This is a genomic window from Xanthomonas sp. CFBP 8443, from assembly GCF_025666195.1.
In the GTDB taxonomy this organism is placed as follows: domain Bacteria; phylum Pseudomonadota; class Gammaproteobacteria; order Xanthomonadales; family Xanthomonadaceae; genus Xanthomonas_A.
This window is the reverse complement of record NZ_CP102592.1, coordinates 682,257-706,344: the sequence shown is the minus strand read 5'-3', so window position 1 is coordinate 706,344 and position 24,088 is coordinate 682,257. Positions and strand designations below refer to the sequence as shown.

The following is a 24,088-nucleotide window of genomic DNA, read 5'->3' as shown; positions in this document are numbered from 1 at the left end:
TCGCACGAACGCGTCCTGCGCCGGGCCGATTCCTCTCCTCCCCCGTTGCCATGGAATCGCCCGATGCCCCGTCCCTACCCGCTCGCCGCCGCGCTGGCGCTCGTCCTGTCGTCCTTCGCCGCTCAGGCCGCCGATGCCGATCCGGCCGCGGCCGATGCCGCCTCGGCCGACGCCGACACAGGCACCGGTAGCGTGCAGCAACTCGACGCGGTGTCGGTGATCGGCCAGGGCGAGACCCGCCAGGTGCAGCGCATCACCCGTCAGGACGTGCCGGTGCTGCCGCCGGGCACCAGCATCCAGAAGCTGCTCAACCGCATCCCCGGCGTCAACGTGCAGTCCAACGACGCGTTCGGCGCCAACGAGGAATCGCAGACGGTGAGCCTGCGCGGCTTCAACGGCACGCGCCTGGGCTATACGCTCGACGGCCTGCCGCTGGGCGACAACGCCTACGGCAACTACAACGGCCTGAACATCAGCCGCGCGCTGATCGCCGAGAACTTTGGCGGGGTGGAACTGGCCTCGGGCATCGGCAGCCTGGGCACCGCCTCCACCAGCAACCTCGGCGGCACCGTGCAGTACTTCTCGGACGATCCGGCCACCGAAACCGGCGTGCGCCTGTCGCAGACCGTGGGCTCGGACGCCAACCGCCGCACCTACCTGCGCCTGGACACCGGCGAGCACAACGGCTTCTCCGCCTACCTGTCCGGCATCTACGCCAGCGCCGACATGTGGGCCAAGCCGGACTCGCCGACCAGCACCGCGCAGTTCAACGGCAAGGGCGTGTACCAGTTCGACGGCGGCAAGATCACTGCCTTCGTCGATACCTCGCACACCTCGCAGGCCGACTACGCCTACCTGTCCAAGAGCGGCATGCGCCGCGGCCTGGGCTGGGACTGGAACCTGTACGCGCCGGACTGGCAACGCGCGTTGGCCGCGGCCTATTGCGCGCCCGCCACCCGCGACGCCAGCCGCTGCGCCTACAGCGGCGGCGTGGACAACATCGACGACGCGTACTACCAGAGCCGCGCGTTGCGCAACGACGACCTGTACTACCTGGCCGGCGACTTCCAGCCATCGGACACGGTGAGCGTGCACACCCAGGTCTACCACCACGAGAACGAAGGCCAGGGCCATTGGTGGTCGCCGGGCCAGGCGTCGAATCCGGGCACGCCGCAGGCACTGCCGATCTCGATCCGCAGCACCAACTACACGATCAACCGCACCGGCGGCATCGCCTCGCTGGGCTGGGACCTGGGCCCGCACCACCTGGAAGCCGGCGTGTGGTACGAGCGCAACAAGCATCACGTGGAGCGCAACTTCTACTGGATCGACGGCCCGATCGACGACGACCTGTTCCTCAGCGGCCCGGACCGCCGGCTGTTCTCGCAGGACTACACGATCACCACCAAGCAGGCCTACCTGCAGGGCACCTTCAAGCTGCTCGACGAGCGCCTGACCCTGGACCTGGGCGTGAAGAGCCCGCACACCACGATGACCGCGCGCGAGACGCCGGGGATCGCGGTGGAAGCGCCGGTCGCCAATGGCACTCTGAAGGCGAGTGAGGCGCTGCTGCCGCAGGTGGGCGTGAGCTACCGCTTGGCCGAAGGCCAGGAACTGTTCGCCTCCTACGCCGAAAACATCGCCGCGTTCCAGGGCGGCGGCGCCGGCGGACCGCTGCTGGTCACGCAGGCTTCGTTCGATGCCAGCGCCGGCACGCTGGAGCCGGAGAAGTCCAAGACCTTCGAGGCCGGCTACCGCCTGGTGCGCGATACCTTCGAGGCCTCGCTGGTCGGCTACGACGTCACCTTCGACAACCGCCTGCTCTCGCTCAATCCCTGTCCGAGCATCCAGCAGGGCACCACGCCGGCGTGCACCACGCGCTTCTTCAACGTCGGCTCGGTCAGCAGCCGCGGCGGCGAGCTGACCTTCATCTGGAAGCCGACCGCGCACCTGCAGTGGTACAACTCGGCCTCGATCAACCGCTCCACCTACGACGACAACTACGTGCAGAACGGTGTGACCATTCCGACCGCCGGCAAGTACACGGTGGACACGCCCAAGCGCATGTTCACCAGCGAGATCAGCTGGAACTACAACGGCTGGAACGCGAACCTGCGCGGCAAGTACACCGGCCAGCGCTACTACACCTACACCAACGACCAGGGCTTCGGCGGCTACACCGCGTTCGACGCCGGCACCGGCTACGACTTCGGCGCGGTGTCGTTCCTGCAGGACCTGAAGCTGTCGCTCAACGTGACCAACCTCACCGACAAGCGCTACGCCTCCAACCTCACCGCCTTCAGCAACAGTGACCCGAACGGGCGTTCGCTGGCGTTCCATGCCAGCGCGCCACGGCAGGTGTTCCTGACCCTGGACGCGCGCTTCTGAACGCGCGCATCCTGTCGCCACTTCGCTCCGGAACGCATGCGATGATGAAACCGATTGTCTGGTTGCTGGGATGTTCGATGGCGCTGTCGTCGCTGATCGCCGCGGCCGAAAACGCCGCGGCTGCGGGTCCGCACAAGCCGCTGGTGATCGGTCACCGCGGCGCCAGCGCGCTGCGCCCGGAGCACACGCTGGCGGCGTATGCCAAGGCCATCGCCGACGGCGCCGATTTCATCGAGCCGGACCTGGTCTCGACCAAGGACGGTGCGCTGGTGGCGCGCCACGAGAACGAGATCGGCGCCACCACCGACGTCGCCGCGCATCCGGAGTTCGCCGCGCGCAAGACGCGCAAGACCATCGACGGGCAGCAGGTGGAAGGCTGGTTCACCGAAGACTTCACCCTGGCCGAGCTGAAGACGCTGCGCGCGCGCGAGCGCCTGCCGCAACTGCGCGGCACCGCGTTCGACGGGCAGTTCCAGTTGCTCACCTTCGACGAGATCATCGATTTCGCCGCGGCCGAATCGGCCACGCGCGGGCGTCCGATCGGGCTGATCCCGGAGATCAAGCACGGCACCTATTTCCAGGCGCTGGGCCTGGCGATGGAAGACAAGGTGCTGACCACGCTGGACGCGCATGCGTACACGCGCAGCGCACCGGTGATCGTGCAGTCGTTCGAGATCGGCAACCTGCAGTCGCTGCACCGCAAGCTCGGCGACACCCATCCGAACGTGCGCCTGGTGCAGTTGCTGGGCGACCCGGAGGAACGCCCGGGCGACCAGCTGCGCGACGGCCCGACCTATGCGCAGATGGGCAGCGCGCAGGGCCTGCGCGCGATCGCCAAGTACGCGCAGCTGGTCAGTCCCAGCCTGCGCGCCATCGTCCCGGTCGATGCCGACGGCGCGCTGGCCGCGCCCACCGCCTTCGTCGCCGACGCGCATGCGGCCGGGCTGCAGGTGGTGCCGTATACGTTCCGTCCGGAGAACTATTTCCTGCCCAAGCAATTGCAGGACGCGCGCGGTCCGGCGGCGGTGAATGCCGATGGCAGCATCGCCGAGATGCGCGCGTTCATTGCCGCAGGCGTCGATGGGTTCTTCACCGACGACCCGGCGGTGGGTCGTGCGGCAGTGGATGGGACGGCGGTGTCGCGCGAGCGCTGAAGCGCTCTGCAGGGACACCTAGCGATCCTGTGGGGGCGACTTCAGTCGCGACGGGCTCTATCGGGAAAGCCCGTCGCGACTGAAGTCGCTCCCACAGAAGGGCCCAAGGGATTCGCAAGGATCGCTTCTCCCTGTAGGAGCGGCTTCAGCCGCGACCGGGCTTCACCAGTAAGATCTTGTCGCGGCTGAAGCCGCTCCTACAGGAAGCATCTACAGGGCGCATCCGTGGTCCGCGGCACACCGCGCTGGCCGCCACGCCGCCGCATCGCGATAATGCGCCGCTTCGCCTCGCCCTAGCGCCGCCGCCCGTGAACCAACCATCCTCGCCATCGCCGACCTTCGCCGCGCTGACCCCGCGCGCCCTGCTGCTGGCGGTGCTGGCGATGGGTGCGGTGGTGCTGCTGTCGAACGTGCTGGTGCAGTTCCCGATCAACGATTGGCTGACCTGGGGCGCCTTCAGCTATCCGGTGGCGTTCCTGGTCAGCAACCTGATCAATCGCCGCTTCGGTCCGCGCGCGGCACGGCGCGTGGCTTGGTGCGGCTTCGCGCTGGCGGTGCTGCTGTCGATCTGGATCGCCACCCCGCGCATCGCCGCCGCCTCGTGCCTGGCGTTCATCGCCGCGCAACTGCTGGACATCACCGTATTCGACCGCCTGCGCCGCGGGCGCTGGTGGCGCGCGCCGATCGTCGCCACCACCTGCAGCGCGACGCTGGACACCGCGATCTTCTGGTCGATCGCCTTCGCCGGTTCGGCGCTGCCGTGGGTCAGCTGGGCCGCCGGCGACCTGGCGGTGAAGCTGGGCATCGGCGTGTTCCTGCTGGCGCCGTTCCGCGCACTGCTGTGGCGGACCGCCCCGCCGGCCGCCGACGATGCATCGGCCACGCGCGCGCCGCCGCGTTAGGGCGAACCGCGATCCGCTTGGCGGCCGCCATGGAATCAGGCACCCGGCGTTTGCGCAACGTCCCGGCCTGGCAACGCGCAGCCACGCAAACGCCAATGGACCGACCCGTCGGCACTCGCCACGCCAGGCCGACGTCGGCAACATCGTCGCCGCGCCAGTACGACGGATCGAACAACGCCGCTACGTGCGGACGCGCACGTGACTCGGACCCAATACACGCTTCGAATTCTTCCCCGCGACGCATCGACGGCGCCACGACTCGGACGCGAATCGGCCACCTCACAAACGAAAGGAAGCGAAGACAGATGACATCGAACCACAGGCGCATGCTCCGCGATCCACTGCTTCTTCCGTTATTGCTCGCCTCGCTTTTGAATGCGCTTTCCGCAGGCGTTCTGTGGCAGAAAATTGCGGCCGCATGCGACCTCGGCCCCGGCTGGCCGGAACTACTGCAAGGACTCTGCGGCTTTCTTCTGCTTGTGCTCATGCTCATCAGGGCGCTTTGGCTCAAAAAGCGCGTCAACCCCAGATGACGGGCACGCCCCATGTTCGCCTCAGGGGCGTGCCATCCACTTCCGGGCAGGCCGGGTGGGATCCGGCGCGCCGTCGGCGGGCCAGCCGCGCTATCGTCCGCTGCGCCCCGGCTCGAACGCCAACTCCTTGGCCTGCGCCGCGGCGGTGATCGCGGCGCGTGCGTGCGCGATCGCCTCGGTGCTCGCGGTCAGCCGCGGGCGCCGGTCCAGCGTGCAGGCCAGGCCGGCGTCGACCAGGGTCGCGTGTGCGTCGTGCAACCTGGCGGCGGTCGACGCATCGAACCATGCGCTGGCCGCCAAGGCGTCGATCAGCGCCGGCGTATCGCGCGGCTGGGTCAGCTCGGGATGCTGCGCGGCGCCGAGCAGCACGCCGGCCTGCAGCAGGAACTCCAGGTCGACCAGGCCGCCGGCGCCCTGCTTGAGGTCGAAACGCGCCGCATCGCTGCGGTCCAGTTCGGCGCGCATGCGTGCGCGCATCTTCAGCACTTCCTCGCGCAACTGCGCAGCCTCGCGCGGGCGTGCCAGGGTCTGCGCCCGCACCTGCTCGAAGCGTTGCAGCAGGTCGGCGTCGCCGGCCACGCCGCGCGCGCGCACCAGTGCCTGGTGCTCCCAGGTCCAGGCACGCTCGCGCTGGTAGTCGGTGTAGCTGGCCAACGACGACACCAATGCGCCTTTGCCGCCGTCCGGGCGCAGGCGCACGTCGATGTCGTACAGGCGGCCGCCGCCGGTGACCGCGCCGAGCAGGGCGATCACCTTCTGCGCCAACCGCGCGAACCAGCGTCCGCTCTCCAGCGGGCGCGCGCCGTCCGAGGCCTCCACGCCGGCGGCGTGGTCGTACAGGAACACCAGGTCCAGGTCCGAGCCGATGCCCAGTTCGATGCCGCCCAGGCTGCCGTAGCCGATGATCGCGAAGCTGCCGCCGGATACTTCGCCATGGGCGGCGGCCAGTTCGGCGCGGGCCAGGCGCAGCACCGTCAGCACCACACCCTCGGCCAGTTCCGCCAGTTGGCGGGCGCTGCGCACCGCCGGCTGGCGCCGGTCCAGCGCGGCCAGCGCGATGCGGAAACTCAAGGCCTGGCGCGCTTCGTTGAGGCCGCGCAGCGCGGCTTCCGGATCGTCGCCGGCGGCGGCGACCGCGCTGTCGCACAGCCGCTGCATCGCCGCCCGATCCGGCATCGGCCCGGCGACGCGGCTGTCGAGCAGTTCGTCGAGCAGCAGCGGATACGCGGCCAGGCGTTCGGACAGGAACGCGCTGCGCGCCAGCACGTCGACCAGCCGCGCCAGCGCGCTGGGCTGTTCGTCGAGCAGCGCCAGGTAGCTGGCGCGGCGCAAAATCGCCTGCAACAGGCCGAGCACGCGGTGCAGCGCGGCATCGGCCTGCGGCGAACGCGTGGCGGCATGCAGCAGCGCCGGCAGCACCCGGTCCAGGCGCGCGCGCGCCACGTCCGACAGCGTGCGCACGCCGAGCGACTGCACGAAACCGCGCAGCGCCTGGTCGGTGCCGTCGGCATCGGCGAACCCGGCCGCAGCCAGCACCTGGGAGCCAGCCTCGTGCGGCAGGCCGCGCCAGTAGCTGGCCAGCGCATCCGGCGCCGCGGCCTGCACCCGCGGCGCCAGCAGCTCGGCGAATTCGGCGGCGACGCGGTCGCGCTGCACCTGCAACGCGGCATACAGCTGCGCCCAGTCGGCGTAGCCGAGGCCGAGCGCGATGCGTGTGCGGTCCAGCGGGTCTTCCGGCAGCGCATGCGTCTGCGCGTCGCGCAGCATCTGCAGGCGGTTCTCGACCTGGCGCAGAAAGCGGTACGCGTGGGCCAGCGCGGCGCCATCCGCGGCCGCGACCTGGCCGCCGGCGACCAATGCCTGCAGCGCCGGCAGCAAGCGGCGCTCGCGCAACGCCGGCTCGCGGCCGCCGCGGATCAACTGCAGCGACTGCACCAGGAATTCGATCTCGCGGATGCCGCCGGGGCCGCGCTTGATGTCGTCCAAGCGATCGTGGCGCGCGACCTCGGCGGTGATCGCCGCCTTCATCTCGCGCAGCCCGTCGAGCGCGGTGAAGTCGAGATAGCGCCGGTACACGAACGGGCGCAGGGTCTGCAGCCAGTCCTCGCCGGCGGCGATGTCGCCGGCCACCGCGCGCGCCTTCAGCCACGCATAGCGCTCCCAGTCGCGGCCTTCGCGCTGGAAGTAGTGGTCCATGCCGGCGAACGACAGCGCCACCCGCCCTGCGGTGCCGAACGGCCGCAGGCGCAGGTCCACGCGGTGCGAGAAACCGTCGGCGGTGGTCTCGTCCAGCAGCCGCGCCAGGCGCTGGCCGAGGCGGGCGAAATATTCCTCGGCGGCGAGCGGACGCGCGCCATCGGACTCGCCGCCCTGCGGATACGCGTAGACCAGGTCCACGTCCGAGGAAAAATTCAGTTCGCCGCCGCCGAGCTTGCCCAGGCCGAACACCACCAGCCGCTGCGCGCTGCCGTCGGCGGCGCGGACCACGCCGTGGCGGGTGGCGAACTCGCCTTCCAGCGCCTGCAGCGCCAGGTCCAGGCAGGTCTCGGCCAGCTGCGTGCTGCCGGCCAGGGTCGCGTCGACATCGTCCAGGCCCAGCACGTCGCGCCATACCAGCCGCGCCGACGCGGCGGCGCGATGGCGGCGCAGTTGCGCCGGCCATTGCGCCGGCTGCGCCGGGTCCAGCTGCGGCGGCGGCAACGGCGGCGGATCGGGCTGCGCCAGGTGCGCGAGCAGCGTCGGTTGCCGGCACAGCGTGTCGAGCAGGAACTCGCTGGCCAACACGACGCGCTGCAGGTCGGCGTCTAGGCCCGGACGGTTGGGCCAGGGCAAGGCGCCGACGGCTTGGCGCAGGCGCGCCAGGTTGCGGTCCAGCAAGGGCTGCACGGTGTCGGGAACAAGCAGGGAGGGCGCAGGCATCCGCCGATTCTGGCATCCCGCCGCGTCCGCAGACAGGGGCCGCATGTCGCCGGACGATGTTTGCGCTCAGGATTCGAGGCCGCGCCGCATGCGTTCGGCGCCATTGCCTGGTCTTGTCTTAAAAGACGGTCTGGCGTCTTCGGCTCGGCCGAAATCCAGGCAAAAAAAAGCCCGCTTGCAGCGAACTGCCAGCGGGCCTTGCTCCCTCCCCCACGTCGGGATGCAGGACGATCTTGGGCGCTTTGTTTGCACATTGCACGCTGCACTGCAAAACGATACCGGGCGGTACATTCTGCTGCGCTGCGGGATACACCGAGGGCTGTTCACGCCGTACGCGCGTTGCCTTGTCGGATGCGCAATTGTCGCCCCCCGCATGTTGCGATCTGCGGGCGCGGTCGACATCGATCGCGAAGCGCTTCATCGATTATGCCCGCCGCGATCAAATGACCCCAGCCGCTTCCGAGCCGACTCCATACGCTGTCATCGACCATGCGCAAACGCTTTGCCTGCATCGCGACGGCGGCGCGGCACGCTGCATCCGGCTGCGCGTTTGCATGACCGCAGCCACGCGCGAAGCCGATGCCGTCTTGCGACTCGATCAGGGTTTCGACGCGGGCGGCGCCGCGCTGTCCGGCAACCACGCCGGCTGCCGCTCGTACCACTCGCGCGCGTTGAGCAGATGCCATTGCCGCTGTTCGCCGCGCAGCGCCACGCCGACGCCGAGCACGCCCCAGCGCGCGTACAGGTCGCCCTGGGTGCCGGCATCGCCGACGCGCAGGCGCGCGCGCAGCGACACGCGCTGGTTTTCCGCGGACAGGCGATCCAGCCACAGCGCGTCCTTGCGCCAACGCAGTTGACCGCTCGCATCCAGCTGTCCGGCATCGGCCAGCTTGAGCAGCCACGCCGGCGCCTCGCTGCGCTGCGCGAACACCGCCAGCACCGGGCCGGCGTCGCGCATCTGGATCTGTACTTGCGCATCGGCCTGCTTGGCCGGCTCGGCGACGATGCGGCCGCGCGGCACGCGCAGCGTGGCCCACCAGTCGCGCTGTTTCGCCGCTTCGCCGTAGCGCACGCCTTGCAGGCGCAGCGTGCTGCCGCTCAGATCGAAGCGCTTGCCGTGCAGTTCCGCACGCCGCAAGCGCGCGTCCAGGTCGAGGTCGCCCACCAGCGCCAGCCCGGCGGCCTGCAACTGCGCCTGGCGGCCGCGCAGGCGCACGTTGCCTGCGCCGACCTGCCCGGCAGCGTCCAGATGCAGGTCACCGCTGAGCGAGCCGTTGCCGCCGAGCACGCGTACCTGCGATGCCGGCAGGTAGCGGTTGTAAGCGCGCAGGTCGGGCACGCGCGCATCGTCGAAACGCAGGCGTGCCTGCAGCGATTCCTTCAGCGTCGCCAGCGTGCCGTCGCCGTCCAGGTCCAGGCGCAGGTCCTCGCCCTGCACGAAGATCGCCTTGGGCTCGGCCACCGGCGTCAACGCGAACGTGTGCATGCGCACGTTCACCTGCGTGCGCGGCTGCGCGGCGCTGCCGACGATGCGTCCGATCGCCTGCGCCTTGCCGCGAATCCGCACCTGCAGCACGTCGGCCACCGCCTGCACGTCGGGGACGTCGAGGCGGCTGCCCGGCTGCAGCGCACCCTGCGCCAGACGCAGATCGGCGGACACGTCGCCGCCGCCGTCGAGCCGGAACCACGGCTTGCGCACCAGCAGGTCGCTGATCCAGTTCAGCGATTCGAAATGCCAACGCCCCTGCAGCGTGCCGGACAGCCGCGGCAGCAGCGCTGCCGGGTCGGCGAAGGGAATGCTGCGCCCGGCGATGCGCAGGTCGGCATCGATCATGCTGCGCGGGTCGACCTGGCCGGGCAGGCGCGCGCGCAGCCGGATGTCGCGATCGACGTCGAGCAGCAGCGCCAGCACGCCGCGGTCGGTGGCGCCGACGCCGGCGTGCAGCGGCACCCGCCAGTTGAGTTTGCTGCCCGGCTGCAGTTCGCCACGCAGCATGCGCAGGTTCGCTTCGACGTGTCCGAGTCCGGGTTCGGTACTCAGCCGGGTCTGGCCGCCGGCCGTATCGATACGCAGCGCCACGCTGCGTCCGTGCACTTGCAGCGCCACGTCGGCGATGCCCAGCTTGCGCAGGCCCGGCGCCTGCGCCCGGTAGTGGCGCGGGAACGAGAAGCGCGCGTCCACGTGCGCCTGGTCGGCGACTTGGCGCTTGCCGTAGCGCACGCTGGCGTCGTCGAACACGATCTGCGACGGGAACAGTTCCGACGGCCCGCCGCGCAACTGCTTGAGGAAGCCCACGGTGCCGTGGCCCTTGCCCTCGATCGCCAGGTCGCCGAAGCGCGCGCGACGCAGCGTGCCGCTGTGGATCGCATCGAAGCGCAGCGTCCAGCCCTGGTCGCTGGGCGGCGGCGGCGGGATGGTGTCGGCGACGCGGTCGATCTCGCCGATCACGTTCACCGCCTCCAGCCACGGCAGCCGCACTTCGCGGTGCAGCAGCGGCAGCAACGCGATGCGCGCGCTGGCGCGGTCGGCGCGCAGGGTCCACACGGTGCGCTGCACATGGCCGCGCATGCGCACGTTCCAGGCGGTGACGAAGCCCGGCAGCACGGTCAGCGCCGGGCCGGTCTGCATGCGGAATTTTTCCGGCTTGCGGTTGGTCGCCATGTCGAACAGCGGCGTGTTGAGGAACACGTTGCCCAGCAGCAGGTACAGCAGATAGGCGACCAGCAGCCCACGCAGCAGCAGGCGCCACGGCCGCGGCCAGCGCCGGTAGCGTTCGAGGGCGGCGTTCAACGAGAGGCGGGCGAAGGGCGGCACTGCGGCACTATCGCTGCGCTACGGCGTCGGGCGCGTGAAAGCCGCGCGCCGCCAGTGCCCCATCGGCGCAAACCCGGACCCGGCGCGATCCGCGATAATCGGCGCTCCCTCTCTTTCCACACGGTTGCCCATGTCCGCCGAACGCATCCTCCACGCGCGCCTGCGCGAGCGCGTCGTCACCGCCGAGGCCGCGGCCGCGCTGATCCAGCCTGGCGAGACGGTGGCGATGAGCGGCTTCACCGGCTCCGGCTACCCGAAGGCGGTGCCGATCGCGCTGGCGCAGCGGATCGAGGCCGCGCACCTGCAGGGCCAGGCGTTCAAGATCCAGCTGATGACCGGCGCCTCCACCGCGCCGGAACTGGACGGCGCGCTGGCCAAGGCCGACGGCATCGCCCTGCGCATGCCGTTCCAGACCGACCCGGACGCGCGCCAGCGCATCAACGCCGGCACCCTGGACTACATCGACATCCACCTCAGCCACGTCGCCCAGCACGTGTGGTTCGGCTTCTACGGCGAGATCGACACCGCGGTGGTCGAAGTGGCCGGCATCCGCGAGGACGGCAGCCTGATTCCGTCGACCTCGATCGGCAACAACAAGACCTGGCTAGACCTGGCCAAGAAAGTGATCGTGGAGGTCAACGACTGGCAGCCGGCCGGCATCGACGGCATGCACGACGTGTACTACGGCACCGCGCTGCCGCCGCAGCGCAAGCCGATCCCGCTGCTGCACGCCGACGATCGCATCGGCGAACCGTCGCTGCGCTGCGATCCGGACAAGATCGTGGCGGTGGTGCGCACCCACGGCCCGGACCGCAACAGCCCGTTCGCCGCGGCCGACGCCACCAGCGAGCGCATCGCCGCGCACCTGATCGACTTCCTCAAGCACGAAGTCGGCAAGGGCCGGCTGCCGGCCAACCTGCTGCCGCTGCAGTCGGGCGTGGGCAACATCCCCAATGCGGTGCTGGCCGGGCTGGCCAGCAGCGGCTTCCGCGACCTGAGCGCCTTCACCGAGGTGATCCAGGACGGCATGCTCGACCTGCTGCGCAGCGGCGTACTGAAGGTCGCGTCGTGCACCGGCTTCGCGCTGAGCCCGGAGGCGAACGAGGAGTTCAAGCGCAACATCGATTTCTACCGCGAGCGCATCATCCTGCGCACGCAGGAGATCTCCAACCATCCGGAGCTGGTGCGGCGGCTGGGCTGCATCGCGATGAACGGCATGATCGAGGCCGACCTGTACGGCAACGTCAACTCCACCCACGTGATGGGCAGCCGCATCATGAACGGCATCGGCGGCTCCGGCGACTTCGCCCGCAACAGTTTCCTGTCGATCTTCCTCAGCCCCAGCACCGCAAAGCAGGGCAGCATCTCGGCGATCGTGCCGATGGTCAGCCATGTCGACCACACCGAGCACGACGTCTCCATCGTCGTCACCGAACACGGCCTGGCCGACCTGCGCGGCCTGCCGCCGCGGCATCGCGCACGCCAGCTGATCGACCACTGCGTGGACCCGAGCTACCGCGCGCAGCTGCAGGACTATTTCGACCGCGCGCTGCACGACAGCTACGGCAAGCACACCCCGCACCTGCTGCCCGAGGCGCTGTCCTGGCATCAGCGCTGGCTGGATACCGGCAGCATGCACGCCGCGGGTTGATCGAGAGCGGTGCGCACGTCGCCGTCGCGGCTTCCTCGCTTCTTGCAACTTCGGCCGCGACGAGCGAAGCGGCACGGCTGCCGGCCTAGGATACTGTCGGGGCTGAAGCCCCTCCTACAGTGCACCCAGCAAGCTTGCCGCAAGTCCCTGTAGGAGCGGCTTCAGCCGCGACGAACGAAGGAAGGGACCCGCCGACTTCGGGAGTTGCCGGGGCCGAACCTCGACAACCTCCGCTATGAATCGATGGACGAAAGAACCAACTCAGGCTCGTGCAGGAACGCTAGTTTGCGTGCGCGCGGCAGTTGCTTGAGCGCCCATTCGGCGCGCGAGGCGGCGGCGCGATCCGGGTAGGCGCGGCTGGCCAGCAGCCGCAGCGGCGGGTTGGCGCGGGTGTACTTGGCGCCGGTGCCGCGCAGATGCGCCTGGAAGCGCGCCTCGAGGTCGATGGTGATGCCCGCGTAGTAGCTGCCGTTGCGGCATTCGAGCAGATACAGGAACCAGGGCGTGGAGTCGGCCATGCGCGCATTATCGGCCAGCGCGCGCTTCGCGCCACCGTCCGCAGCATTGCATTGCCCTATGCGCTCGACCTCTGGGCATGTCTCTGCCGATCCAACCCATCCCATCGATGCCGATCATCGCGATCGCCTCGCCGCGCTGAACCGCTACGAAACCGGCTTTAACGCAACCCGAACACCTTGCCAGTCGCTGGCACACGCCGGCAAACCGCAGCCACGGCGCGGGCGCATAAATTCACCACCGGCCGGATGCCGTCGATGACGAGGCTCTCTCCCTTTGGATTCGACGGCACGGCCGGGTCTTTTTTGCGGTACGCAACGGACATCTCGGACGTTGCCTGTGATCCGTCACCGGATCAACAGCGCTTCGACGGCCCATGTCTGGCGCCGCATCGGACGCGCCCCCAGCCTTTGCTGGCGACGCCGGCATGTCGCGCTGAAGCCGCCTATAAGGACTGCGCCCCTGCTACGCGCGCTGTGGAAGAGCTTCCACCCCTGTTGTCATCGTAGGTGGAGAGATCACTCCTTCGCTCGTCGCGGCTGAAGCCGCTCCTACAGAAGAGCGGCACGCGTGAGAGCGGCACGCGTTCCGTGTGGTGTTGCCGCTTTGCTCAGGCCGCCTGCGACAACCGCGCCTGGCGCCGTGCGCGCACCGCCTGCGCCAGCCGCTCCAGCACCTGCACCGAGCTGTCCCAATCGATGCAGCCGTCGGTGATGCTCTGCCCATAGACCAGCGGCTGGCCGTCGACCAGTTCCTGGCGCCCGCCGACCAGGTGGCTTTCCACCATCACTCCGACGATGCGGGTCTGTCCGGCCTCCAGCTGCGTGGCGATGTCCTCGACCACCTTCGGCTGGTTGTCCGGGTTCTTGCCGCTGTTGGCGTGGCTCGCATCGACCATCAGCCGCGCCGGCAGCCCGGCCTTCTCCAGCACCTGGCCGGCGGCGTCGACGCTGGCCGCATCGTAGTTGGGCAGCTTGCCGCCGCGCAGGATCACGTGGCAATCGGGATTGCCGGTGGTCGCGGCGACCGCGGTCTGCCCGTCCTTGGTCACCGCCAGGAAATGATGCGGATGCGAGGCCGCGCCGACCGCATCGACCGCGATCTTGACGTCGCCGCTGGTGCCGTTCTTGAACCCGACCGGGCACGACAGCCCCGACGCCATTTCCCGGTGCACCTGGCTTTCGGTGGTACGCGCGCCAATCGCGCCCCAGGCCACCAGGTCGGCGATGTACTGCGGCGAGATGATGTCGAGGAATTCCACGCCGGCCGGCAGGCCGAGGCGATTGATGTCGCGCAGCAGGCCGCGCGCCAGGCGCAGGCCCTTGTTGATGTCGAAGCTGCCGTCGAGGTTGGGGTCGTTGATCAGGCCCTTCCAGCCGACCGTGGTGCGCGGCTTCTCGAAGTACACCCGCATCACGATCTCCAGCGCATCGCCGTAGGCGTCGCGCAGCGGACGGAGGCGCTGCGCGTACTCCATCGCCGCCACCGGGTCGTGGATCGAGCACGGACCGATCACCACCGCCAGGCGGTCGTCGCGGCCGTGCAGGATTTCATGCAGCGCCGCGCGCGAAGCCGCGACGGTCTGCGAGGCTTCTTCGTCGCAGGGCAGCAGCGACTGCAACTGGGCGGGCGGGGTCAGCGGTTCGATCTTGCGGATGCGCAGATCGTCGGTGTGGGGAGCCATGGGAATCTCTCGTCGGGGGTCTGGGTGGGGAGCCAGGTCCGGCGGCATGAAAAAAGCCGCCAGGTTCGCTGGCGGCTTTCGGGGATGCGGCTGAAGTTTCCTTCAGGGTGAACGCATTCCTTCCTCCGCCAGCGGCATCGGAAAACCGTAGTACCAAAAATAAAAGCTGCGGTTGGCGTTCATGGGATGCATTGATAGCACAGGATTTTTGCGGGTGCCACAGTTGCTGATGCAACTGTGGCTGCGGGACTCGGGACTCGGGACTCGGGACTCGGGACTCGCAGGGCAGGTTCTCGCGCGCAGGCCGGCTCTCGGCTCTTCCGAGTCCCGAGTCCCCTGTCCCGAGTCCCGGCTCAAGTCGAACACATCCCACCGCGCACAAAAAAAGAGCCCCGCATCGCTGCGGGGCTCCTTTCGACTGCGTACTGCAGGTCGGCTTGCGCCGGCGCGGATCAGAAATCCATGCCGCCCATGCCACCCATGCCGCCGCCCATGCCGCCACCGGCGGCCGGCTCTTCCTTCTTCGGCGCATCGGCCACCATCGCTTCGGTGGTGATCATCAGGCCGGCGATCGACGCGGCGTTCTGCAGCGCCGAACGGGTCACCTTGGTCGGGTCCAGGATGCCGAACTCGACCATGTCGCCGAACTCGCCGTTGGCGGCGTTGTAACCGAAGTTACCGGTGCCTTCCTTGACGCGGTTCAGGATCACCGACGGCTCTTCGCCGGCGTTGGTGACGATCTCGCGCAGCGGCGCTTCCATCGCGCGCAGCGCGATCTGGATACCGTGGGTCTGATCTTCGTTGGCGCCCTTCAGCTCGCCGATCGCGGTCAGCGCGCGCACCAGGGCCACACCGCCGCCCGGGACCACGCCTTCTTCCACGGCCGCACGGGTCGCGTGCAGGGCGTCTTCGACGCGCGCCTTCTTTTCCTTCATCTCGATCTCGGTCGAGGCACCGACCTTGATCACCGCCACGCCGCCGGCCAGCTTGGCCACGCGCTCCTGCAGCTTCTCGCGGTCGTAGTCCGAAGAGGTCTCTTCGATCTGCGCCTTGATCTGCTTGATGCGCGACTCGATGCCGGTGGTTTCGCCGGCGCCGTCGATGATGGTGGTGTTCTCCTTGGAGACCTGCACCTTCTTGGCGCGGCCCAGGTCCTTGATGGTCGCCTTCTCCAGCGCCAGGCCCACTTCCTCGGAGATCACGGTGCCGCCGGTCAGCACGGCCATGTCTTCCAGCATCGCCTTGCGACGGTCGCCGAAGCCCGGCGCCTTGACCGCCACGACCTTGACGATGCCGCGGATGGTGTTGACCACCAGGGTCGCCAGCGCTTCGCCTTCGACTTCCTCGGCGACGATCAGCAGCGGCTTGCCCGACTTGGCCACGCCTTCCAGCACCGGCAGCAGGTCACGGACGTTGGAGATCTTCTTGTCGTGCAGCAGGATGAACGGGTCGTCCAGGTCGGCCGACTGGCTCTGCTGGTTGTTGATGAAGTACGGCGACAGGTAGCCGCGGTCGAACTGCATGCCCTCGACCACGTCCAGCTCGTTGTCCAGGCCCGAGCCTTCTTCAACGGTGATGACGCCTTCCTTGCCGACCTTCTTCATCGCGTCGGCGATGATGTTGCCGATCGACTCGTCGGAGTTGGCCGAGATGGTGCCGACCTGGGCGATCGCCTTGTCGTCGGCGGTGGGCTTGCTGATCTTCTTCAGCTCGGCCACGGCGGCCACGACGGCCTTGTCGATGCCGCGCTTGAGGTCCATCGGGTTCATGCCGGCGGCGACCGCCTTGGAACCTTCGCGGATCAGCGCCTGCGCCAGCACGGTGGCGGTGGTGGTGCCGTCGCCGGCGTTGTCGGAGGTCTTGGAGGCGACTTCCTTCACCATCTGCGCGCCCATGTTCTCGAACTTGTCGGCAAGCTCGATTTCCTTGGCGACGGAGACGCCGTCCTTGGTGATGGTCGGGGCGCCGAAGCTTTTTTCGAGCACGACGTTGCGGCCCTTCGGACCCAGGGTGGCCTTGACGGCATTGGCGAGAATGTTGACGCCGCGCACCATGCGCGAACGAGCGTCTTCACCGAAACGGATATCTTTGGCAGCCATGTGTGTAACTCCGGAATTCGTGATTGGGGATTAGGGATTGGCCAAGAGCGGGATTCGGGGGAAACCCGGGACCGCGCCGCGGCGAGCGCAGCGCGAATCCCGAATCCCCACTCCCGAATCCCGCGATCGGCGGCGTTTTAGCCGACGATCGCCAGGATGTCGTCTTCGCGCAGCACCTTGTACTCGACGCCTTCGGACTTGTAGCTGGAGCCGGCGTACTGGCCGTAGATAACCTTGTCACCGACCTTGACCGCCGGAGCGCGGACGCTGCCGTTGTCCAGCGGCTTGCCGCTGCCGATGGCCACGATCTCGCCCTTGGTGGACTTTTCCTTGGCCGAGTCCGGGATCACGATGCCACCGGCGGAAATTTCGTCGGCTTCGATCGGCTTGACTACGACGCGGTCGTGAAGCGGCTTGATGCTCATTGAGAGAGACCCTCTTAAGTGATTGATTGGTCTAGGAAAGGCTGGCGATGTTAGCACTCGCATGTGACGACTGCCAGCAACGCTCGCGAAAAAACCCGGTGTGCCGGGATGCGCTTGATGTGGTGCTGGCCGGCGCCCTTTCAAGGGCCGGCCGCAAAAAATTTCGCCCTGCTGCCCGCCCGGGCTGCGGAACTGGTACCCGGATTCCGCACGCTGTCACAGAGGCAGGCTAGTCTCGCAGACCCAGGGGGGACCATCCAAAAGGAGTTGTCGATGAAGCCATCCGCCGTTGCGCTACCCCTCGCCTGTCTGCTGGCCCTGGCCGGCCCCGCCCAGGCCGCCGTATTCATCAACGAATTGCACTACGACGATGCCACCGCCGCCGGCGACACCGGCGAGGGCGTGGAGATCGTCGCCACCGCCGGCGAGAGCCTGAGCGGCTACAAGGTCTACCTGTACAACGGCAGCAATCCGGGCGCCGCGGTGGCGTACGCCAATACCGCGGTGCCGGCCGGCAACCTGGTCAGCTGCGGCGGGCAGGTGCGCATCGCCACCGTCGGCTATGCCAGCAACGGCGTGCAGAACGGCGCCAACGACGGCCTGGCGCTGGTCGACGGCAGCGGCCAGGTGGTGCAGTTCCTCAGCTACGAGGGCGCGATCACCGGCGGCGGCGGCCCGGCCGCCGGCCTGACCAGCCAGAACCTGCCGGTCAGCGAGAGCAACAGCACCGCGGCCGGCACCTCGCTGCAGCTGCGCGGCAGCAACGGCAGCGCGGCCGCCAATTTCACCTGGGCCGGCAGCTCGGCCAGCAGCTTCGGCGCCTGCAACAGCGGCCAGACCTTCAGCGGCGGCAGCAGCAACACCGCGCCGTCGGTGGTCTCGACCACGCCCACCCAGGGCGCCAGCAACTTCCCCGCCGCCGGCGACCTGGCGGTGACCTTCAGCGAGACGGTGAGCCTGGCCAGCGGCGCGTTCGCGCTGAGCTGCAGCCAGTCCGGCACGGTGGCGCTGAGCTACCCGAACAGCGGCAGCCAGTTCGCGATCTCCACCAACACCGCGCTGGCCGCCGGCGAAAGCTGCAGCCTGAGCATCCTCGCCGCACGCGTCAGCGACGCCGGCGGCGCGCATCCGGCGCAGGACGGCAGCATCGCCTTCAGCGTCGCCAGCGGTGGCGGCGGCAGCACCGGCTACTACTCGCGGGTCAACACCGCCAATGCCAGCCAGTTGCGTTGCTCGCTGCACGAGACGATCAAGGGCCACACCGTCTACCCGTACAGCAGCAGCTCCGGCACCAGCACCTGGACCATCCTGGAGATCGCCGACGAGGACCCGAACAACAGCGGGCGCATCCTCGACGCCTACCGCAACCGCAGCTACGCCAAGGTCAGCGACCGTGCCGGCAGCGGCAGCGGCCTGCGCTACAACCGCGAGCACAGCTGGCCGAATTCGCTCGGCTTCGGCTCGGCCAGCGGCGACAAGGGCCTGCCCTACGCGCCGTACACCGACACGCACATGCTGTACCTGACCGACGCCACCTGGAACGCCGACCGCGGCAACAAGCCCTACGCGAACTGCGACAGCAACTGCGGCGAGCGCATCACCGAGGCCAATGCCGGTTTCGGCGGCGGCAGCGGCAGCTACCCGGGCAATTCCAACTGGGTGCGCACCCCGGACGGCAACGGCGGCAGCTTCGAGGTGTGGAACCACCGCAAGGGCGACATGGCGCGCGCGGTGATGTACATGGCGATCCGCTACGAAGGCGGCACCGACGCCGGCACCGGGCAGTCCGAGCCGGACCTGGAGCTGACCGACGACCGCAGCAAGATCGTGCAGACCTCGGCCTCGCCGGCCTACATGGGCCTGCTGTCGACGCTGATCGCGTGGAGCCAGCTGGATCCGCCGGACGATGCCGAGCGCGCCCGCAACGAAGTGATCTACAGCTTCCAGGGCAACCGCAATCCGTTCATCGACCATCCGGAGTGGGCGACCTCCGGGCTGTTCACCTCGGCCAAGCCGGCGAGCTGCCAGCTGCTCAACTGACGTAACCCCCGGCGCGCCGATCGCGGCGCGCCGGGGTTGGCGGCGCGGCCTGGGCATCGCCCCGGTCGCTCCTGCGCGCGGCGCGCGCATCGCCGCCATCGCCGCATTCCGCAGGCCCTGGGACGACCGGCACACACACGACCGGGCTCCACGGCTGCACGAGGTGTCGCGACGCTGCGTGCCGTGCCTGCGGCAATCGCGTGACACGAGGACACGCCGGCACCGCTGCCTGCGTCATGAAATCTGCTTGTCTGGTTAGAACCGCCGCCCGCCGGCGGCATCCGCACGCGTCCGCCCCGCCCCTTGCGGCGGTACCGGCGCAGGCGCGGCGCCGCGGCCACGGGCCATGCCGGCCAAGGGCCGCGCGGCCATCGCCGACTGCCGCGCACGCCATCGCAACCGGCCGCCGCCGTCCGCGGACCCACTGCCCATACGCGCCGGCAAAGCCCTGCCGGCGTCCCTATACTGTCGGCCGCATGTCTTCGCCCCCGCTCCGTTTGCTGTTCAGCACCTGCCCCGATCCGGCCAGCGCCGCGCGCATCGCGCAGGTCTTGGTCGAGGAACGGTTGGCCGCGTGCGTGAGCCGCTTGCCCGGCGTGCAGTCGACCTATCGCTGGCAGGACGCCGTGGAGCAGGCCGAGGAAGTGCTGCTGCTGATCAAGACCGCTGCCGACCGCGTCCCCGCGTTGCAGCGGCGGCTGAGCGAACTGCATCCCTACGACGTCCCCGAACTGATCGAGCTCGAGGTCGCCGGCGGCCTGCCCGCCTACCTGCAGTGGGTGCATGCCGAAACCCGTGAGGAACCGTAAGCCGATGACCTTGCTGCACCGTCTCGCCGCCCTGTGCCTGCTGGCCATGGCCGCCTTCCCCGCCCTGGCGATCAACGAAAAGGACCTGCTGCCGGTCGACCAGGCCTTCGTGCTTACCGCGCAGGCGCCGGAGCGCGGCCGCATCGCGCTGCACTGGAAGATCGCCGACGGCTACTACCTGTACCGGCACCGGATCGCGGTGCGGGTGGAGAGCGGCTTCAAGGCCAACCCGACCCTGCAACTTCCCGCCGGGCACAAGAAGACCGACCCCTACTTCGGCGAGGTGGAAACCTACCGCGGCCAGCTGAGCGCGGTGCAGACCGGCGCCGCCGCCAGCGGCGTGGACACGCTGCAGGTGGAAGTGCGCTACCAGGGCTGCGCCGATGCCGGGGTCTGCTATCCGCCGCAGAAGCGCCTGCTCAGCGTGGCGCTGCCGGCGGAAGAGACCGGCGCGGCCGCGGCCGCGTCCTCGCCGCTGCCCGGCAGCGGTCCGGGCAACGCCGGCCCTGCCGCCAAGCCGCTGTTCGGCGCTGGCGCCAACGCCGTGCAGGGGCTGCCGCTGCCGTCGGACCAGGCGTTCGGTTTCGAGGCCATCGTCGGCGACGGCAACACCCTGCTGCTGCGCTTCACCCCGGCGCCGGGCTACTACCTGTATCGCGACCGCACCGCGCTGGCGCTGGAAGGCGCCGCCGGCATCCGCACCGGCATGCCGCAGTGGCCGCAGGGCCGCTCGCACAAGGACGAGCATTTCGGCAACGTGGTGGTGTATTTCGACCAGGCCGAGGTCACCGTGCCGCTGCAGCGCCAGCGCGCCGATGCGGCCGAGGCGACCCTGGTCGCCACCTTCCAGGGCTGCCAGAGCGAGGGCATCTGCTATCCGCCGATGACCCGGCGGGTGAAGCTGTCGCTGCCCAAGGGCAAGGTCAGCCCCGACGGCCAGGCCGAGGTGGCGCCGTTGCTGGTGACGCCGCTCAACAGCAGCCAGGCCGACGCCAGCGCCGCGGCCGCCGACACCGCGACCCCGGTGACCGCGGCCGACGCGGCGACGCCGCCCGATGCGTCGGTGCACAACGCCGCGCGCAGCACCGCGCCGCAGGCCGAGCCGCAGAACCTGCTGTGGATGCTGCTGCTGGCGCTGGGCGGCGGGCTGGTGCTGAACCTGCTGCCGTGCGTGCTGCCGATCCTGTCGCTGAAGGTGCTGGGCGTGGCGCAGAGCGGCGAGAGCCGCAGCCGCGCGCGCAGCCATGCGCTGTGGTACACGCTGGGCGTGCTGGTGTCCTTCGCCGTGGTCGGCGGCATCGCCGTCGCCGCGCGCCTGCTGTGGGGCTTCCAGTTGCAGCGCCCGGGCTTCGTCGCGGTGCTGGTGTACCTGATGTTCGTGGTCGGCCTGAGCCTGTCGGGCGTGTTCACCCTGAGCGCCAACCTCGGCGGCCTGGGCCAATCGCTGTCCACCCGCAGCGGCCCGGTCGGCGACTTCTTCACCGGCGTGCTGGCCTGCGTGGTGTCCAGCGCCTGCATCGGCCCGTTCATGGGCCCGGCGCTGGGCTATGCGCTGACCGCGCCGCCGGCGATGGCGATGCTGGTGTTCCTGACCCTGGGCCTGGGGCTGGCGCTGCCGTTCCTGCTGATCGGCTTCGTGCCCTCGCTGGCCAGGCGCCTGCCCAAGCCCGGCGCGTGGATGGAAACGCTCAAGCAGGTGCTGGCGTTCCCGATGTACCTGACCGCGATCTGGTTGCTGTGGGTGCTGGGCAAGCAGCGCGGCGTGGATGCGGTGGCGCTGCTGCTGGTCGGCGCCACGCTGCTGGCGCTGGGCCTGTGGTGGTTCGAGCGCGCGCGCTGGCGCGGACACAAGGCGGGCATGCGCCTGGCCAGCGTGTTGCTGCTGCTGGCGCTGGTGCCGGCCTGGGGCGTGACCCGGCTGCCGGCGCCCGGCGCCACGGTGGAGCGCAACACGGTGGCCTATTCGCCGGAGATGCTGGACCGGCTGCGCACCGACAACCGCGTGGTGTTCGTCAATATGACCGCCGACTGGTGCGTGACCTGCAAGGCCAACGAGCGCAACGTGTTCAGCGGCGACGCCTTCCGCGACACGCTTAAGCGCGTCGATGCGGTGTACATGAAAGGCGACTGGACCAACGAGGACCAGCGCATCAGCGCCTTCCTCGCCGAGCACAAAGCGGTCGGCGTGCCGCTGTACGTGGTCTACGGCCCCGGCGCGCCGCCGACCGTGCTGCCGCCGGTGCTGAGCCAGGCGGTGGTCGAGGACGCCCTGCTACGCGCGGCGCGATGAAGGCCACGCCGCCGCGGCTGCTCGCGGTCGCCGCGGTGGCGGCGGTGCTGGGCGTGGCCGCCGCGCAGCTGTGGTGGCGCGTGCCGACGACCTCGTCGCCGACGCCGGCCACCGGCACCGCGACAACTGCTCCCGCCGCACCCGCACGCGTCGCCGCGGCCCGCCCCGGCGACATGGCGCCGGCGCTGCGCCTGCCCACGCTCGACGGCGGCAGCCTGACCCTGGAACGGTTCCGTGGCCGCCCGCTGCTGGTCAACGTCTGGGCCAGCTGGTGCGAGCCGTGCGTGCGCGAGATGCCCGAGCTCGACCGCCTGGCGCAGGCGCAGCCGGCCGACGGCCTGCAGGTGCTCGGCATCGCCCTGGACCGCCCCGAGGACGTGCGCGCCTTCCTGCAACGGGTGCCGATCGCCTACCCGATCGCGCTGGAAACGCCCGGCCCGGCCGACGCCAGCGTGCGCCTGGGCGACACCCAGGGCCTGCTGCCCTACAGCGTGCTGATCGGCGCCGACGGCCGCATCGTGCGGCAGAAGCTGGGCCCATTCGCGCCCGGCGAAGCGGAGCGCTGGGCGCGACTGCCGTAGGCGCGATCTTCCGGAACGATGCTGCGGCCTGCGCATGTGCCGTCGCGCGCGTGCTTGCGCAGACGGCGCGGCATCCGACACCGACTGCTGACATCTTCGCGGCGGCGTAGTCAACGCGGCCGCTCCAAGCCCATCCTGCTCGCGAAGCCAGGCTTGCTCGCCACACCGGGCACGCGGCGCACCGCGCTGGCTTGACGGCCGCCGAACGGCTGGCCGAACCGGAGCGGGATCCCTCGCTGCGGCGCATGGCAAGCAATGGGCAAGCAACAAGCCTCTCGCCCGAGAGGGGCTGGGGTGAGGGTCGGGGGGCGAAATCCGCGGCCAAGGGCTGGAAGTCACGATGCCGCCCAGCACGTTGTGTGCGTTCAAGCACGGCCTACCATCGAATCGAACAAAGCGGCCGCCCGCGCCACGCGCGGCCGCAGCGGTTCAACCTGGCCAAGACGGCTGCTCGCACTGGGGATGGGAATGCCGAAACAGGATCGTCGTTGGCTGATGCCGGTCGCGCTGGGACTTGCCCTCGCGGCGGCCGCACTGCACCTGGGCTGGGAATACACGCACGGCGGGGTCAAGAGCCATCACTTGCTCGACCGCGCCGACCTGCCCGCGATTTCGAACTGGTGGGGCTTGATCGTGCTTCCGCTGCTGGGCGCCCTGGCCGGCCGGTCGGTCTGCCGCAGGGCGCACGCCAGCCCTTCGGCACTGCCGCGCGCGCTGGCCGCTTTCGTCGCCGCGCTCGCCGCGGGCGCGGCGCTGTCGGCGGCCTTCGTCGCCGGCAACGAGCCAGCGGCGTCGGCGCTGTTTCTGGCGATATTGGCCTCGGGCCTCGTGGTGCCCGCCTACCGCGCGGAGTACGGCTTCGGTTTCGTGCTCGGCATGACGTTCGTGTTCGGCTCGGTGCTTCCAGGCATCATCGCCCTGGTGGTGGCGGGGATCTCCGCTGCGGCCCATCGCATCGCATGGCCGGCGGCCATGTGGCTCGCCAGACGGGCACGGGGACGCGAATCGGGCGCCGGCGGATGAGGGCGAGCCGGCCGCCCAGGCGCGTTTCGCGCCGCGGCAGCGCCCGCCATAAGAAACATCCGTCTAAAACAATCGCAACTTCGCCGACGCCAGCGTGCGCCTGGGCGAGGCCCAGAGCCTGATGCCGTACAGCGCGCCGATCGACGCCGACGGCCGCATCAAGCAGAAACTCGGCCCGTTCGCGCCGGGCGAAGCGGAGCACTGGGCGCGATCGGACTGAAGCTTCAGCTTCTTGTTTGAACGGCCTTGGTGGCGACCG

General features: G+C 69.6%; 17 protein-coding genes. 11 read left to right on the top strand and 6 right to left on the bottom strand.

The annotated features are described in order from the left end of the window. The first annotated feature begins 63 nt into the window (after nucleotides 1-63). The 4 genes from NUG20_RS02925 (at nucleotide 64) to NUG20_RS02910 (ending at nucleotide 4,977) form a co-directional block, all read left to right on the top strand. A complete protein-coding gene (locus tag NUG20_RS02925; RefSeq protein WP_263396968.1) occupies nucleotides 64-2,388 on the top strand; it encodes a TonB-dependent receptor in 2,325 nt (774 codons plus the stop codon). A gap of 41 nt (nucleotides 2,389-2,429) precedes the next feature. Beyond that, a complete protein-coding gene (locus tag NUG20_RS02920) occupies nucleotides 2,430-3,542 on the top strand; it encodes a glycerophosphodiester phosphodiesterase (protein WP_263396967.1) in 1,113 nt (370 codons plus the stop codon). Between the two features lie 308 nt (nucleotides 3,543-3,850). After that, complete coding sequence (locus tag NUG20_RS02915; protein ID WP_263396966.1) at nucleotides 3,851-4,444, top strand: queuosine precursor transporter; 594 nt, start codon at nucleotides 3,851-3,853, stop codon at nucleotides 4,442-4,444. Between the two features lie 305 nt (nucleotides 4,445-4,749). Further along, nucleotides 4,750-4,977, top strand: a complete 228-nt coding sequence (locus NUG20_RS02910; RefSeq protein WP_263396965.1) for a hypothetical protein — start codon at nucleotides 4,750-4,752, stop codon at nucleotides 4,975-4,977. A gap of 90 nt (nucleotides 4,978-5,067) precedes the next feature. Here NUG20_RS02910 and glnE read toward each other — a convergent pair whose 3' ends face one another. Then, on the bottom strand, nucleotides 5,068-7,896 hold the full coding sequence (gene glnE / locus NUG20_RS02905) for a bifunctional [glutamate--ammonia ligase]-adenylyl-L-tyrosine phosphorylase/[glutamate--ammonia-ligase] adenylyltransferase (RefSeq protein ID WP_263396964.1): 2,829 nt from the start codon (nucleotides 7,894-7,896) through the stop codon (nucleotides 5,068-5,070). 598 nt (nucleotides 7,897-8,494) lie between these two features. Then, entirely contained in the window at nucleotides 8,495-10,687 is a 2,193-nt protein-coding gene (locus tag NUG20_RS02900) for a translocation/assembly module TamB domain-containing protein (RefSeq protein WP_263396963.1), read from the bottom strand. Nucleotides 10,688-10,841: 154 nt separating this feature from the next. Between NUG20_RS02900 and NUG20_RS02895 the strand changes: the two genes are divergently transcribed. Continuing rightward, entirely contained in the window at nucleotides 10,842-12,362 is a 1,521-nt protein-coding gene (locus tag NUG20_RS02895) for a succinyl-CoA:acetate CoA-transferase ScpC (RefSeq protein WP_263396962.1), read from the top strand. Between the two features lie 233 nt (nucleotides 12,363-12,595). On the opposite strand, the gene NUG20_RS02890 is transcribed toward NUG20_RS02895, so the two are convergent. The 4 genes from NUG20_RS02890 to NUG20_RS02875 form a co-directional block, all read right to left on the bottom strand. Then, a complete protein-coding gene (locus tag NUG20_RS02890) occupies nucleotides 12,596-12,880 on the bottom strand; it encodes a GIY-YIG nuclease family protein (protein ID WP_263396961.1) in 285 nt (94 codons plus the stop codon). 608 nt (nucleotides 12,881-13,488) lie between these two features. Beyond that, nucleotides 13,489-14,562, bottom strand: coding sequence for a 3-deoxy-7-phosphoheptulonate synthase (locus NUG20_RS02885; RefSeq protein WP_263396960.1), 1,074 nt, complete (start codon nucleotides 14,560-14,562; stop codon nucleotides 13,489-13,491). A gap of 452 nt (nucleotides 14,563-15,014) precedes the next feature. Continuing rightward, complete coding sequence (gene groL / locus NUG20_RS02880) at nucleotides 15,015-16,661, bottom strand: chaperonin GroEL (RefSeq protein ID WP_263396959.1); 1,647 nt, start codon at nucleotides 16,659-16,661, stop codon at nucleotides 15,015-15,017. 137 nt (nucleotides 16,662-16,798) lie between these two features. Beyond that, nucleotides 16,799-17,086, bottom strand: a complete 288-nt coding sequence (locus NUG20_RS02875; protein ID WP_263111158.1) for a co-chaperone GroES — start codon at nucleotides 17,084-17,086, stop codon at nucleotides 16,799-16,801. Nucleotides 17,087-17,359: 273 nt separating this feature from the next. Here NUG20_RS02875 and NUG20_RS02870 point away from each other — a divergent pair, with 273 nt between their 5' ends. The 6 genes from NUG20_RS02870 to NUG20_RS02845 all read left to right on the top strand — a co-directional run bounded on the left by NUG20_RS02870 (nucleotide 17,360) and on the right by NUG20_RS02845 (nucleotide 24,049). Then, nucleotides 17,360-19,126, top strand: coding sequence for an endonuclease (locus NUG20_RS02870; protein ID WP_263396958.1), 1,767 nt, complete (start codon nucleotides 17,360-17,362; stop codon nucleotides 19,124-19,126). A 476-nt stretch (nucleotides 19,127-19,602) separates the two neighbouring features. Further along, nucleotides 19,603-19,935, top strand: a complete 333-nt coding sequence (gene cutA, locus NUG20_RS02865) for a divalent-cation tolerance protein CutA (protein WP_263396957.1) — start codon at nucleotides 19,603-19,605, stop codon at nucleotides 19,933-19,935. A 4-nt stretch (nucleotides 19,936-19,939) separates the two neighbouring features. Then, nucleotides 19,940-22,225 carry a protein-disulfide reductase DsbD family protein gene (locus tag NUG20_RS02860; RefSeq protein WP_263396956.1) on the top strand — a complete coding sequence of 762 codons (2,286 nt, stop codon included), beginning with the start codon at nucleotides 19,940-19,942 and terminating at the stop codon, nucleotides 22,223-22,225. After that, the gene (locus tag NUG20_RS02855; RefSeq protein ID WP_263396955.1) at nucleotides 22,222-22,806 is read left to right on the top strand and encodes a TlpA disulfide reductase family protein; all 585 of its coding nucleotides are present in this window, start codon (nucleotides 22,222-22,224) and stop codon (nucleotides 22,804-22,806) included. The genes NUG20_RS02860 and NUG20_RS02855 overlap by 4 nt, the downstream gene beginning before the upstream one ends. A 495-nt stretch (nucleotides 22,807-23,301) precedes the next feature. After that, nucleotides 23,302-23,829, top strand: coding sequence for a hypothetical protein (locus NUG20_RS02850; RefSeq protein WP_263396954.1), 528 nt, complete (start codon nucleotides 23,302-23,304; stop codon nucleotides 23,827-23,829). A 94-nt stretch (nucleotides 23,830-23,923) separates the two neighbouring features. Then, nucleotides 23,924-24,049, top strand: a complete 126-nt coding sequence (locus NUG20_RS02845; protein ID WP_263396953.1) for a hypothetical protein — start codon at nucleotides 23,924-23,926, stop codon at nucleotides 24,047-24,049. Nucleotides 24,050-24,088: the final 39 nt, after the last annotated feature.

Excerpts from the sequence above, each read along its gene's own strand:
- NUG20_RS02925 (WP_263396968.1), top strand. The coding sequence starts at position 64 with ATGCCCCGTCCCTACCCGCTCGCCGCCGCGCTGGCGCTCGTCCTGTCG.
- NUG20_RS02920 (WP_263396967.1), top strand. The coding sequence starts at position 2,430 with ATGATGAAACCGATTGTCTGGTTGCTGGGATGTTCGATGGCGCTGTCG.
- NUG20_RS02910 (WP_263396965.1), top strand. The coding sequence starts at position 4,750 with ATGACATCGAACCACAGGCGCATGCTCCGCGATCCACTGCTTCTTCCG.
- glnE (WP_263396964.1), bottom strand. The coding sequence starts at position 7,896 with ATGCCTGCGCCCTCCCTGCTTGTTCCCGACACCGTGCAGCCCTTGCTG.
- NUG20_RS02895 (WP_263396962.1), top strand. The coding sequence starts at position 10,842 with ATGTCCGCCGAACGCATCCTCCACGCGCGCCTGCGCGAGCGCGTCGTC.
- NUG20_RS02890 (WP_263396961.1), bottom strand. The coding sequence starts at position 12,880 with ATGGCCGACTCCACGCCCTGGTTCCTGTATCTGCTCGAATGCCGCAAC.
- NUG20_RS02885 (WP_263396960.1), bottom strand. The coding sequence starts at position 14,562 with ATGGCTCCCCACACCGACGATCTGCGCATCCGCAAGATCGAACCGCTG.
- groL (WP_263396959.1), bottom strand. The coding sequence starts at position 16,661 with ATGGCTGCCAAAGATATCCGTTTCGGTGAAGACGCTCGTTCGCGCATG.
- NUG20_RS02875 (WP_263111158.1), bottom strand. The coding sequence starts at position 17,086 with ATGAGCATCAAGCCGCTTCACGACCGCGTCGTAGTCAAGCCGATCGAA.
- NUG20_RS02870 (WP_263396958.1), top strand. The coding sequence starts at position 17,360 with ATGAAGCCATCCGCCGTTGCGCTACCCCTCGCCTGTCTGCTGGCCCTG.
- cutA (WP_263396957.1), top strand. The coding sequence starts at position 19,603 with ATGTCTTCGCCCCCGCTCCGTTTGCTGTTCAGCACCTGCCCCGATCCG.
- NUG20_RS02860 (WP_263396956.1), top strand. The coding sequence starts at position 19,940 with ATGACCTTGCTGCACCGTCTCGCCGCCCTGTGCCTGCTGGCCATGGCC.
- NUG20_RS02855 (WP_263396955.1), top strand. The coding sequence starts at position 22,222 with ATGAAGGCCACGCCGCCGCGGCTGCTCGCGGTCGCCGCGGTGGCGGCG.
- NUG20_RS02850 (WP_263396954.1), top strand. The coding sequence starts at position 23,302 with ATGCCGGTCGCGCTGGGACTTGCCCTCGCGGCGGCCGCACTGCACCTG.